We start from the raw sequence: 12,306 nt of genomic DNA on the forward strand, positions 1-12,306 counted from the left end.
TCTGTCATGACCCAGTCCCGTCCCGATGCCCTACCCGGTGATCCTCGTTTCTTCGACCGTCAGGGACCGTTCTCAGTCGCTGAGCTTGCGGAGAGTGCGGAAGCCGAAATCGTCGGGCCTGAGACGGCTGCTGGGGTAAGTCTTCGTGGTGTCGCGCCTTTGCAGGCTGCGACATCGCAGGAGATCAGCTTCCTCGATAACAGGCGTTACCTTCCTCTGCTTGCCGAGACAAAGGCAGGGGCCGTCATTCTTGCGTCTGCCTTCAAGGACAAGCTGCCAGAAGGCGTTGTCGGTCTTGTCAGCAAGGCTCCTTACCTTGCGTGGGCCCGCATTGCCGCCCGGTTCCATCCGGTTGTTTCTGCACGTGCTGGCGTACATCCGACGGCGTGGGTGGATGAAAGCGCCATTTGGGGGAGGGGGTTGAGATCGGCCCCTTCGCGACGATCTCGGCGCGCGCCACGATCGGCGACGGTACTGTGATTGCAGCACATGCTGCGATCGGTGAGGGCGTCATCATTGGCGCACATAACCGCATCGGGACTCATGTCTCGATTTCGCATGCGATCCTTGGTGATCGCGTGACGCTTTATCCGGGTGTCCGTATCGGACAGGACGGTTTTGGTTTCGCCGTAGGACCGGCAGGTTTTGAGACGGTGCCTCAGCTCGGTCGTGTGATCCTTGAGCACGACGTCGAGATCGGCGCGAATTCGACGATCGATCGTGGGTCGATGCGTGATACGATTATCGGCGCCGGGACGCGCATCGATAATCTTGTGCAGATCGGTCATAATGCCCAGCTCGGTCGTTGCTGCATTGTCGTTTCGCAGGCGGGTATCTCAGGCTCGACAGAGCTTGGAGACTTCGTGACCATCGCGGCGCAGGCCGGTCTTATCGGGCATATCAAAATTGGCGAGAAGGCACGTGTGGGCGCTCAATGCGGCGTCATGTCCGATGTCGAGGCCGGTGCCGATGTTATCGGTAGTCCGGCAGTACCTTTCCGGGAATATTTCCGTACGTCGCGTTCCTGCGGCGTCTGGCCAAAAAAGACGTCAAGGGCGAGTCCTGAGCCTGCAACGTCTGGCTGTGGTCACGCCTCCCGAGTTTTGCTAGAAGCGGGCAGATAGATGAAACCAGCCGTCACGTGACTGACGGATGAACGGGGCAGATTAAGCTCGTTCAGGAACTAGAAGTGAGCAGAAAATTGAGCGCCTCTGCGGAAGAGAAAAACAAGGAAGTGACGACCCCGGCTGCACCAGTCGACATCGCCGCGATCGACATCATGCGGATCATGGACGCGATCCCTCACCGTTATCCCTTTCTGATGATCGACAAGATGATCGATATCAAACTGGGCGAAACGGCGACCGGCATCAAAAACGTCACGATCAACGAGCCGTTTTTTACCGGACATTTTCCCTCCCAGCCGGTGATGCCCGGGGTGCTCATTGTTGAGGCCATGGCGCAGACAGCGGCAACGCTCGTTGTTCTGACCCTCGGTGAGGCGTTCGAGGGGAAGCTGGTCTATTTCATGACCATTGAAGGGGCGAAGTTCCGCCGTCCGGTGGGACCTGGAGATCAGCTTCACATCACTGTCGACAAGGAACGGGCCCGCGCCAATGTCTGGCGTTTCAAGGGTGTTGCGCGTGTGGATGGTGTATCGGTTGCTGAAGCGACGTTCAGCGCCATGATTATGGGTTGAGTAGAACGTCCGTGCATTCATCAGCATCAAACTGGCCCAAGACTGTCAACATTCATCCGAGTGCCCTGGTCGCCCCAGAGGCGATCTTGGGCGAGAATGTCACGATCGGTCCCTGGTGTTCCATCGGCCCAGATGTGACGCTGGGTGAGGGGGTGCGTCTCCATGCCAGTGTCATCATCGATGGGCTGACGGAAATCGGTGCTCACGTCGAAGTATTCCCGTTTGTGACCGTTGGTCTTGCCCCGCAGGACCTCAAATATCGCGGCGAGCCGACACGCTGCGTCATCGGGGCTCATACGGTGCTCCGTGAGAACGTGACCATTCACCGGGGAACGGCGCAGGGAACAGCGCTCACGCGTATCGGTGCCCATTGTCTCATTATGGCAAATGCCCATGTGGCTCATGATTGCGACATTGGGGATGGCGTCATCATCGTCAACAACGTCGTCATGGGCGGTCATGTCGAGATCGGAGACGGTGCGCGTATCATGGGGGCGGCGGCGCTGCACCAATTCGTTCGTATCGGTCGTGGTGCTCTTGTTGGGGGCGTCTGCGGGGTTGAGGCTGATGTCATTCCCTATGGCAGCGTGCTCGGCAATCGCGCCCGGCTTGTCGGCCTACACTGGATCTGGCTGCGGCGTCAGGGTGTGAGCGCGGAAGAAATCCAGCAGATGCGCAGGGCATTTCGTATTCTCTACCCCCGCTCTGGCAATAATGAGATCGTGCTGGAAGCGCGTCTTGCGGAGGTCAAGCGCGACTTCGCGGCGAGCGCCGTATCCGGGAAATTATTGCTTTCATGGAAGTTCAGAGCCGCCGTGGTCTGGTGCGTGCCGCAAGTCCGGCCCAGCTGTCATCGGAAACCGAGGGCGCGTGACGCTCACCCCGGTCGGCATTCTGGCAGGCGGGGGGCCGCTTCCGTTTCAGGTCGCAAAGTCGGTTCGTCGCCAAGGGGGCAATGTCTTCATTGTCGGCTTTCAGGATTTTGTCGATCAGGATGAAATCCGCCACTGGCCCCATCGTATCATCCGGCTGGCGGCTGCCGGTGAAATCCTCTCTGCCCTACGCGACGCTGGATGCCGCGACATCGTCCTGATCGGGCCTGTGCGCCGTCCCGCCCTGCGCGACCTGCGCCCTGATGCTGAGGGAGCCAGACTTCTCGCCCGTGTCGGCCGCGCGCTTTTCTCAGGTGATGACGGATTGCTTGGCGCTCTGGTCCGGATTTTTGGAGAAGAGGGATTTCAGGTTCGTGGTGCTCACGAGTATCTGACGCACTCTCTCGGCCGGATTGGTGCCTTGGGCACGGTGCAGCCGGATGTGCTGGCAATGAGCGATATCCACCGTGGAATTGACGTTGTGCGAGCTCTTGGAGTGCTCGATATCGGTCAGGGCTGCATTGTTCAGGACGGGCTGGTTCTGGCGGTTGAGGCGATCGAAGGGACGGATCGGATGATCGAGCGCGCAGCCCAATTGCGTCAGCCCGGACCTGGCGGCGTTCTGATCAAGATGCTCAAACCCGGTCAGGAAGCGAGAGCGGATATGCCGACGATCGGCCCGAATACGCTGATCCATGCGGATGCAGCCGGTCTGCGTGGCGTCGCGTTCGAGACCGGCTTCACGTTATTGACCGATCCTGCCGCGTGTGAGGCAACCGCCGACCGGTTGGGACTGTTCCTCTATGGCTTGAGCCGCACCGAAATACAGGGTGCAGGCTGAGTCTTACTTTTCGGGAGAAAAATAATGGCGACCTATTTGCACACGATGATCCGCGTCTACGATCTCGACAAGAGCGTAGCCTATTACAAACTGCTCGGTATGCGCGAAATCCGCCGTCGTGAGGTTCCCGAAGGCCGCTACACGCTGGTTTATCTCGGCTTCAACGACAATGCTCATGGTGAGGCGGAAGTCGAACTGACTCATAACTGGGATCAGGAAGGGCCTTACGATCTCGGAAATGGTTTCGGACATTTTGCAATCGGTGTGCCGGATGCCGCTGCGACAGTTGAGCGTATCCGCGCAGGCGGCGGAAAAGTGACCCGTGAGCCGGGCCCGGTGAAGTTCGGCACCACGATTATCGCCTTCGTCGAAGATCCCGATGGCTACAAGATCGAGATCATCCAGAAGGACACATTCTAAACACTGGCTCCACCCGGCGCGGCGGCAGCTGAAAGGCTGCCGGTCACGCCGGCTTTTTTGAGCGCTTCAGGCGATCTGTCGCCTTTTCAAGTGCTGTTACGATGCTCGTTGCATGCCGTTTGACCGTTTCGTCCTTGTGGCTGGCCAGAAGATCAGCGGCGAGCAGGGCGGTCGCAAGGTCGTTTCGTAGGTCGTGACGAAGCGTCGAAAGGCGCTTTTCTGCATCATCGACGGGTATTTCCTGTGTCTGCGTCATGATCAGACTCCTCGATTTGATTGACACGGCAGTTCCGGGCTCGTAAAAGCCCGCGCACAGAGGAAGATGGCGTCAGCTTTGTGTCGTCTTCTTGTCAGGGTGGGCCTTCGCTGGCCTTGCCGTCAATCATTGCCTTGAGGAATGACGCCATGAAGCGTACTTATCAACCGTCCAAGCTCGTCCGCAAGCGTCGCCATGGCTTCCGCGCTCGTATGGAAACCGTCGGTGGCCGTCGCGTCATCAACAACCGTCGCGCCAAGGGCCGTAAGAAGCTTTCGGCCTAAATCCGACTTGGCGAGCCAGCCTCAGAAGCTCCGGAAAAGGCCCGAATTTCTTCGGGTCGCCAGCCGCGGGCGTAAGGTTGCGACATCCGGTCTGGTTCTTCAGGTTCTGAAGACAGACGAGGAAGCGCCGGCTCGCGTTGGATTTACGGTGACTAAAAAAGTCGGGAACGCCGTTGTGCGTAACCGAACCCGGCGCCGCCTCAGGGCGGCGTTGCAGCGTGTAGCGCGTGACACAGAGCTTGCGTCGGTGGATCTTGTGTTGATCGGTCGCGATTCGACCCGAAGACGTCCCTTCGGCAAGCTGATTGCCGATCTCGAGCACGCCCTCAAAAAGGGTCAGGCCCTTTGATCAGCTTCGGCAGGAAAATACTTCTTGCCTGTCTGCTGTCTCTGCTGCGTTTCTATCGCAGCTTCATAAGCCCTCAACTTGGTACCAATTGTCGTTTTCACCCCTCCTGCAGTGTTTATGCTCAGGAAGCGCTGAGACGTCATGGCATTGTCCATGGCTTGTGGCTGACGCTCAAGCGCCTGGCGCGCTGCCACCCCTATTGCAGCGGTGGGGTCGATCCGGTGCCCTGAGGGCCAAAATGACCGAATTACGCTCTCCCCTATTGTTTTGTGGCCGAAATTCGGTCACTTGAACCGCAACGTGTCTGGTTCAGGGTCAGGGGCGTTCCGCTATTCGTTTCACCCTCATTGGAAAGACCGGTAATCGACTGATGGATATCAAGCGCATCATCGTGGCAACCAGTCTCTCGGCCGCGATTGTGGTCGGCTTCGATTATTTCGTGCCTCAGCACGCAAAGAAAGACGTTGAGACCCAGACGACCCAGCAAGCCAAGGGCCAGGCGCCCACAAATGGCGGCAAGGTCTCCGCTCTTCCTGTGGCAGCGCCCGGTGGGGCACCCGCCAACAGCCCGGCTGCCGCGGTCGGACCAGCAGGACGGATCGCGATCGAAGGCCCGGATGCAACCGGCTCTTTCAGCCTGCGTGGCGCGCGTTTCGATAACCTCGTTCTGACGCATTATCGCGAGACGCTGGATAAAGATTCGCCCCTCGTGCGACTGCTTGCGAATGGTGAGGCCCCCGAACCCAGCTTCGTCGAACTGGGCTGGCAGGCTCCCGCCGGATCCACACTTCATCTGCCCGATGCCAATACGGAATGGTCGAGTGAGGACAAGACGCTGTCCCCAGATCATCCGGTGTCGCTGCACTGGGATAACGGGCAGGGGCTGATCTTCAAGATCGAGATCAAGCTCGATCGGCGCTACCTGTTCGCTATCACCCAAAGCGTCGAAAATCAGGCCGGGGCTCCGGTTTCCCTGACGCCTTTCCAGCGTGTCGAACGTGATTACAAGCCTGTCGAGACAGGTGGCATGATCGTTCAGGAAGGCCCGTTGTCGGTCGTCAATGACCGTCTGGACGAAGAATCCTACAAGACCATGCGCAAAGGCGCGACCCAGCCCGGAAACACGGCTTGGTCTGCTGATGGCATTGGTGGTTGGGCCGGTATTACTGACAAATACTGGCTTACCGCTGTTATTCCAGACCAGAAGACTGCCGTCTCCGTGCGCTATCGCTTTGTGCCGAATGCAGGAGAAGGGTCTTACATTGTCGACACTCAAGCCAGTCAGCCGATCCAGATTGCACCGGGTTCGACTGTCCAGACAACGAGTATGGTTTTCACTGGTGCGAAGGAGGTCAATCTCCTCGATCAGTACACCAATGATCTGCACATCCCTTATTTCTATAAGGCGGTTGATTTCGGCTGGTTCGCCTTCCTGACGCGCCCCATGTTCCACGTGCTGCATTGGCTGTTCGACAAGGTTGGCAATTTCGGTATCGCGTTGCTGATCCTGACCCTGATCATCAAGCTGATCCTCTATCCGCTGGCGACCAAGTCTTTTGCGTCCATGGCCCGTATGCGGACATTGTCACCGCGTATTCAGGCAATTCGTGAGCGCAACAAAGGCGATCAGCTGGCCCAGAACCAGCAGATCATGGCGCTTTACAAGGAAGAGGGCGTTAATCCTGCCGGTGGCTGTCTGCCGCTGCTGATCCAGGCGCCTGTTGCGTTCTGCCTTTACAAGGTCCTGAACATCACGATCGAGATGCGTCACGCGCCTTTCTACGGCTGGATCCGCGATCTTTCGGCACCTGATCCGACCACAATCTTCAATCTGTTCGGCCTGCTGCCCTTCAATCCGAGCTTCATGCCCGAGATGCTGCATATCGGCATCTGGCCTATTCTGTTCGGCATCACCATCTGGCTGATGCAGCGTCAGAGCATGGTCAGCATGGATCCTGCCCAGCAGAAGATCATGCAGTTCATGCCGGTCATCTACACCATCTTTCTGGGTCGGATCTCGGCAGGCATCATCATCTACTACACCTGGAACAACGTGCTCAGCTACGGTCAGCAGAAGCTGATCCAGATGCAGATCGATCGCGGCGTAAAGAAGGGCGGCAAGGCCGTCAGCAAGTCGTGACCCAGCAGGAAGATCCAACCACCTTCTCGGAAGAGCAGATCGAAGACGGTCGTCTGCTCTTTGCTTCGGAATGTGAGTTCTTCTTCGGAGCGCAGAAGCTCGATCAGCTTCCGCCTCTCGCCGGGCCGGAAGTGGCTTTCGCCGGGCGCTCCAATGTCGGTAAATCGAGCCTGATCAACGCCCTTACCGGGCGCAACAGGCTGGCCCGTGCGTCGTCCGAGCCGGGACGCACCAAGCAGCTCAATTTCTTCGATCTGGGCGGTCGTTTGGCATTGGTCGATATGCCTGGTTACGGCTTTGCGAAAGCGGCCAAATCGGTCAAGGAAGAGTGGCAGACAATGATGTTTGCCTATCTTCGCGGGCGTCCGACGCTGACGCGCGTTTTCCTGTTGCTGGACTCACGCATCGAGCTGAAACAGGCCGATCGTGATGTCATGGAAATGCTGGACCGGGCTGCTGTCCTGTTTCAGGTGGTCCTGACCAAAGCCGATTCCATGGGGCCGAACAAGCTCAAGGCAAAAATTGCCGAGGTTCAGACGGTGCTTGCCAAGCACGCTGCAGCTTATCCTCATATCGCGACCACGAGCAGTGAGACCGGGCTCGGCATCGAGACGCTGCGCGCTGAAATTGCGCGGCTCGCAGCGGGCAAAGCCAGGGAAGGGGAGCAAGGATGAAGAACGACATTCCGGAGTTGACGCTCCCTGACATGAATGACGAGGGTCAGCAGCAGGCCGCTCTGCTCGCCAGTGCGCTGCCTTTCCTGCGTCGATATGCCGGTGACACTATTGTGGTCAAATATGGCGGAAACGCCATGAGCAAGGATCACCTCTCAAGCGCATTCGGACGCGATATTGCGCTCCTCAAGCTGGTCGGGATCAACCCGATCGTTGTCCATGGGGGTGGTCCGCAGATCAGCGCCATGCTCAAGCGTCTGGAAATCGAGTCACGCTTCATCGATGGGCTTCGTGTGACGGATCAGGCGGCAATCGACGTCATCGAGATGGTTCTCTCGGGGAGCGTGAACAAGCAGGTCGCCGATCTGATCAACCGGGCTGGCGCGCTGGCTGTTGGTATTTCGGGCAAGGATGGCAGCCTTCTACAGGCCCGTAAATTACTGCATCGCACCCGTGATGCGCGCTCAGGTCATGAGGAAGTGCAGGATCTGGGTTTCGTGGGTGAGCCGGTCAAGGTCGATCCGCGGGTGCTTTACTCGCTGCTCGGCTCTGGCCTGATCCCCGTGATCGCGCCTGTCGGTGTGGGCGAGCAGGGCGAAACCTATAACATCAACGCTGACACGGCAGCTGGAGCCATTGCCGGCAGTGTCAACGCGTCGCGTCTTTTGATGCTGACTGATGTCGCGGGGGTTCTGGACGAGAACGGCAAGCTCATTTCCGAGCTGACTGCGGAAGAAGCTCAGCGTCGTATCGCCGATGGGTCAATCTCGGGCGGTATGATCCCCAAGGTCGAGACATGTCTCGCGGCAGTCAAGGCTGGAGCAAGTGCTGCGGTCATCCTTGATGGTCGCGTGCCTCATGCCTGCCTGCTCGAACTCTTTACACATAAAGGGTCAGGCACGCTTATCCGCGCCACCTGACCCTTTTCAGGCGGTTTCATGGGCGAAGTACCAGTCCACATTGTCTTCGCGAGCGATTGAGTGCGCCAGACGTGCTCGCTCGAAAAATGTATCGAGAGTATCGGTCGAATGAGGTTCTCGTGTGACGAGTCCGATCTTGACCGATATTTCCGGATTGCTTCCCGCCTCGCAGAGATATTTGCGTTTGCAGATTAATTCCGCCCGTTCGACCGATGCAAAGCGGTCTCCCCCATCCAGCCAGAGCACGTAGCTTTCACGGTCGAGCTGACCCACCAGATCGGTCGGGCGTATCGCGCGCTGCAGGAAGCCGATGGCATCGCGGACATGGCTAATCTGCTCTACGGCGCCTTCGGCCTTCACGCTCCCGTCCGGCGCGTTCAGCAGACCTGAGAAACAGACCAGCATAAGCGTCGCGGGCAGGTTTTCCCGATCCAGTCGCGAAAAACGTCTCTCAACCTTTTCCTTGAACAGGGACCAGATCGGCAGATGGGTCAGTGGATCATAGGGCAGGGCGCGCAGGAGCACTCGATAGCGGTGATCGACTTCGATCATCGCTGCCGCTGTCTGAATGAGTGCTTCGAGGACACGTGTGCAGGACTCCGAAGCCCGTCTGGAGAAGTTACGAGGGAAATAGACGAAGATGCCGATCTCCCCCTGATGGCGAACCTGGGTGATCGCCCGCAGGCAGAGATTCGCACTGCTGCGACTGGCGCCCAGCCCTGACTCGGGTTCTGCCGAATCCATGGGCCAGGAGTGCAGTATATGGAGCTGGGGTTCAGAGACCGGTGGCACCACCAGAGCACCGGCACTCATAAGAATGCCGCGCTCCGGTCGGGTTGTTGCACAGAAATGCTCGAAGGCCTGACGGAGGCCTTCCGAGACGGAAATCGACGCTCGCAAGATCTCTATGAGACAAGCCTGAAACTCGATCTCACGTTTTTTCAAGCCATTTCTGGCCAGTCTCTGATCCATACCGAAACTCCTGGAGACGAGGCTGGGAATCGTTGAACGCATGGTGTCCAACAAGAATGCGTTCATCTGGCTCGTTCCTGAGGGCAGAGAGGCGAGATTGGCAACGCTCTTATAAGCAGAGGTTTCGGGTAGGTCCCGTTTCTTCGTTCGTAACATAGTATAGAGGCCGGTCTTTAATTCATCCTTAACGCCCTTGCCCCGGAAGACTCGTTGACTTCCTGATGCGTCCTGAGCATGGTCCGCACACTTAAGTAACCCTGTCAAAGGACGCCCGAAAGATGCCTATCTCCAATTTGCGCGCTGTGATCGACTCTCTGTGGGAGCAACGTGACACATTGAACGCGCATACGGAAGGTGAGGCGCGCGAGGCAATCGAGCAAAGTCTGACCGCTCTGGATGAGGGCAAGCTCCGTGTTGCCGAGCCCGGCGAAAACGGATGGGTTGTCCATGAGTGGCTGAAAAAGGCTGTTCTGCTCTCTTTCCGGATTACGGATAGCCGTGTTGTCGAGCGCGCATGCGGGGGCGTTCCGGGGTTTGACAAGGTTCCTTTGAAGTTCGATGGCTGGGATCAGTTCCGCTTTGCCGAGGCCGGTTTTCGCGCTGTCCCTGGGGCGATTGTGCGTCGTTCAGCTTACATCGCACCGGGTGTCGTCCTGATGCCAAGCTTTGTCAATGTCGGCGCCCGTGTCGATAGCGGTACCATGGTCGACACATGGGCCACGGTCGGTTCCTGCGCCCAGATCGGCAAGAACGTCCATATCAGCGGTGGCGCCGGCATTGGCGGCGTTCTGGAGCCGCTGCAGGCCGCGCCGGTCATTATTGAAGATGATTGCTTCATCGGTGCGCGCTCTGAAGTCGCAGAAGGTGTGGTGGTTGAGCGCGGTTCCGTGCTCTCCATGGGTGTCTTCATCGGTGCCTCCACGAAAATTGTCGATCGCGCGACAGGTGAGATCTTCATGGGGCGTGTTCCGGCTTACTCTGTTGTCGTTCCCGGCACTCTGCCCGGCCGTACGCCCGATGCGCCGCATCTCGCTTGCGCGGTGATCGTCAAGCGCGTCGATGAACGCACGCGCTCGAAGACCTCGATCAACGAATTGCTGCGCGACTGATCGTGCCCATTAATGTCGTTAGTCTTTCTCAGCAATTAATCGGATGTCGCTCCGTCACGCCGGCCAATGACGGTGCGATGGAGCTCCTTGCGACGACTCTTTCAGAACTGGGCTTTTCCACCGAGAGAGTTGATCGTGGCCCTGCGGGTAGCGAGACGCCTAATCTGTTTGCCCGGTTGGGTGTAGATGGCCCTCATCTGTGTTTCGCGGGTCATACCGATGTCGTTCCTCCGGGAAATGGATGGAAACACGATCCGTTTCAGGGGCTCTGTGAAAACGGACGGCTTTACGGGCGTGGCATCGCTGACATGAAAGGCGGGATCGCTGCCTTTGTGGCAGCCGTCTCCTCCCTTCAGGCAGAGCGCCCGCTCAAGGGAAGCGTCAGCCTCCTCATTACAGGCGATGAGGAAGGCCCCGCTCTTCATGGGACCAAGGAAGTGCTCCCCTGGATGGTCGAGCAGGGGCATTGTCCGGATTTCTGCCTGCTTGGCGAGCCAACCAATCCCGATCAGCTTGGCGAGGTCATCAAGATCGGCCGTCGGGGCAGTCTGAATGCCCGCCTGACGGTCAGGGGCGTGCAGGGCCACGTGGCCTACCCGCATCTTGCAGACAACCCCATCCATCGTCTGCTTGCAGCGCTCAGCGAGCTGACGACCCGCGTGCTCGATGAGGGCAATAGCCATTTTGTCCCGTCGTCGCTTCAGGTCGTGACTGTCGATGTGGGCAATCCGGCGACGAACGTCATCCCCGCTGAAGCCAGCGCGGTTCTCAATATCCGTTTCAATACCGAGCATCGGGGCGACTCGCTGGTTCAATGGATCCGCGATTGCGTGGAGCGTCACGCCCCCGGCGCGCAGGTTGAGGCTAGCATCAGTGGTGAGGCGTTTCTCACGGCTCCCGGTTCGGCGGTCGACGCGCTGTCACGCGTGATTGCAAAGCGCACAGGTCTCACCCCGGAACTCGATACGGGAGGCGGGACATCTGACGCGCGCTTCATTGCCAATTACTGCCCCGTTGCCGAATTCGGCCTCGTGGGTGCGACGATGCATAAGGCGGATGAATGCGCCGCCCTCGATGATTTGGAGACACTCGTGTCGATCTATCGCGATTTTCTAGAGGCATTCGGATTGTGAAAACCGGTTCTCCCCCCCCAGCAGAGACCCCCACGGCTGCTGCCTCGCGGATCATGCAAGGCGTCTGGCAGCTCGCCCGAGGTGATGAGCAGGGCATGAATGCCTTTCGCAACACGTCTGAGGCGCTTCTGGCGGCGATCGCACCCAGTGCTGCTCTTTTTCTGGTTATGGCGGTGCCGCAGGCCCTCAAGGGTTATCATCCGACGGACATCATCAAGATCCTGATCCTGATGACCGCCTTGCTCACCCGTCTCGTCGTCTCGCAGTTTGCGGCAACGTTCTGGGGACGGGCGGCGCTTTGGCCTCGCTACGCGACGGCTCAGCTCTGGAGCAGCTGGCTGCCGATGGTGCTCTCGCTGTTTGTGCTGGCGCTCCTGCAGATGGTGACGCCGGGGCTCGGTTCGTCTCGTGGCGCGTTTGCCGGTGTCATGCTTGGCGTTGAGCTCTACGAGCTGTGGTTGAGCTGGTTTGTGGCGCGTGCCGGTCTGCAGATCGGTGGAGGCAAGGCGGCCCTGTTGGTTGTTCTGATCAACGTCTCCATGGCGCTGCTCTATCTTCTCGCAGCGCTTTTGCCCCCGCATTACAACGCTCTGAGCGAAATCATGGCGGCCACGCCGAAATCCTGACGTCGTCAGGA

Annotated in this window: 14 protein-coding genes and 2 pseudogenes; 14 read left to right on the forward strand and 2 right to left on the reverse strand. The window is 58.6% G+C overall.

Annotation, left to right across the window (positions count from 1 at the left end):
• Positions 1-6 precede the first annotated feature (6 nt).
• The 5 genes and pseudogenes from lpxD (at position 7) to gloA (ending at position 3,832) form a co-directional block, all read left to right on the forward strand.
• Positions 7-1,066, forward strand: a pseudogene (lpxD, locus tag JCM15831_RS16745) (UDP-3-O-(3-hydroxymyristoyl)glucosamine N-acyltransferase).
• A 213-nt stretch (positions 1,067-1,279) separates the two neighbouring features.
• A complete protein-coding gene (gene fabZ / locus JCM15831_RS04960; RefSeq protein ID WP_025823183.1) occupies positions 1,280-1,699 on the forward strand; it encodes a 3-hydroxyacyl-ACP dehydratase FabZ in 420 nt (139 codons plus the stop codon).
• Between the two features lie 11 nt (positions 1,700-1,710).
• Positions 1,711-2,573 (forward strand): annotated as a pseudogene (lpxA, locus tag JCM15831_RS20880) (acyl-ACP--UDP-N-acetylglucosamine O-acyltransferase).
• The gene (locus JCM15831_RS04970) at positions 2,570-3,412 is read left to right on the forward strand and encodes an LpxI family protein (RefSeq protein WP_035773928.1); all 843 of its coding nucleotides are present in this window, start codon (positions 2,570-2,572) and stop codon (positions 3,410-3,412) included. The pseudogene lpxA and the gene JCM15831_RS04970 overlap by 4 nt, the downstream one beginning before the upstream one ends.
• A gap of 24 nt (positions 3,413-3,436) precedes the next feature.
• On the forward strand, positions 3,437-3,832 hold the full coding sequence (gene gloA, locus JCM15831_RS04975; protein WP_025823190.1) for a lactoylglutathione lyase: 396 nt from the start codon (positions 3,437-3,439) through the stop codon (positions 3,830-3,832).
• A 43-nt stretch (positions 3,833-3,875) separates the two neighbouring features.
• Here gloA and JCM15831_RS04980 read toward each other — a convergent pair whose 3' ends face one another.
• Positions 3,876-4,088, reverse strand: a complete 213-nt coding sequence (locus JCM15831_RS04980; RefSeq protein ID WP_025823192.1) for a hypothetical protein — start codon at positions 4,086-4,088, stop codon at positions 3,876-3,878.
• 149 nt (positions 4,089-4,237) lie between these two features.
• Between JCM15831_RS04980 and rpmH the strand changes: the two genes are divergently transcribed.
• From rpmH to argB, 6 genes are all read left to right on the forward strand, one after another.
• On the forward strand, positions 4,238-4,372 hold the full coding sequence (gene rpmH, locus JCM15831_RS04985) for a 50S ribosomal protein L34 (protein ID WP_023978518.1): 135 nt from the start codon (positions 4,238-4,240) through the stop codon (positions 4,370-4,372).
• Positions 4,373-4,379: 7 nt separating this feature from the next.
• A complete protein-coding gene (gene rnpA, locus JCM15831_RS04990) occupies positions 4,380-4,721 on the forward strand; it encodes a ribonuclease P protein component (protein WP_025823198.1) in 342 nt (113 codons plus the stop codon).
• Positions 4,718-4,951, forward strand: a complete 234-nt coding sequence (gene yidD / locus JCM15831_RS04995; protein WP_025823200.1) for a membrane protein insertion efficiency factor YidD — start codon at positions 4,718-4,720, stop codon at positions 4,949-4,951. The genes rnpA and yidD overlap by 4 nt, the downstream gene beginning before the upstream one ends.
• A gap of 140 nt (positions 4,952-5,091) precedes the next feature.
• Positions 5,092-6,861 (forward strand): membrane protein insertase YidC, encoded by a 1,770-nt coding sequence (yidC, locus tag JCM15831_RS05000; RefSeq protein ID WP_025823202.1) that lies wholly within the window; start codon positions 5,092-5,094, stop codon positions 6,859-6,861.
• On the forward strand, positions 6,858-7,535 hold the full coding sequence (yihA, locus tag JCM15831_RS05005; protein WP_025823203.1) for a ribosome biogenesis GTP-binding protein YihA/YsxC: 678 nt from the start codon (positions 6,858-6,860) through the stop codon (positions 7,533-7,535). The genes yidC and yihA overlap by 4 nt, the downstream gene beginning before the upstream one ends.
• On the forward strand, positions 7,532-8,455 hold the full coding sequence (gene argB / locus JCM15831_RS05010) for an acetylglutamate kinase (RefSeq protein WP_035773931.1): 924 nt from the start codon (positions 7,532-7,534) through the stop codon (positions 8,453-8,455). The genes yihA and argB overlap by 4 nt, the downstream gene beginning before the upstream one ends.
• Positions 8,456-8,461: 6 nt before the next feature.
• Here argB and JCM15831_RS05015 read toward each other — a convergent pair whose 3' ends face one another.
• Positions 8,462-9,427, reverse strand: a complete 966-nt coding sequence (locus tag JCM15831_RS05015; RefSeq protein ID WP_198024247.1) for a GGDEF domain-containing protein — start codon at positions 9,425-9,427, stop codon at positions 8,462-8,464.
• Positions 9,428-9,705: 278 nt separating this feature from the next.
• Here JCM15831_RS05015 and dapD point away from each other — a divergent pair, with 278 nt between their 5' ends.
• From dapD to JCM15831_RS05030, 3 genes are read left to right on the forward strand one after another with little or no spacing between them, the layout of a single operon-like run.
• On the forward strand, positions 9,706-10,536 hold the full coding sequence (gene dapD, locus JCM15831_RS05020; RefSeq protein ID WP_025823210.1) for a 2,3,4,5-tetrahydropyridine-2,6-dicarboxylate N-succinyltransferase: 831 nt from the start codon (positions 9,706-9,708) through the stop codon (positions 10,534-10,536).
• 2 nt (positions 10,537-10,538) lie between these two features.
• The gene (gene dapE, locus JCM15831_RS05025; RefSeq protein ID WP_373277610.1) at positions 10,539-11,669 is read left to right on the forward strand and encodes a succinyl-diaminopimelate desuccinylase; all 1,131 of its coding nucleotides are present in this window, start codon (positions 10,539-10,541) and stop codon (positions 11,667-11,669) included.
• Positions 11,666-12,295 carry a hypothetical protein gene (locus JCM15831_RS05030; protein WP_025823215.1) on the forward strand — a complete coding sequence of 210 codons (630 nt, stop codon included), beginning with the start codon at positions 11,666-11,668 and terminating at the stop codon, positions 12,293-12,295. Before dapE ends, JCM15831_RS05030 begins: the two co-directional genes overlap by 4 nt.
• Positions 12,296-12,306 lie beyond the last annotated feature (11 nt).

Source organism: Asaia astilbis JCM 15831 (genome assembly GCF_000613845.1).
GTDB lineage: Bacteria > Pseudomonadota > Alphaproteobacteria > Acetobacterales > Acetobacteraceae > Asaia > Asaia astilbis.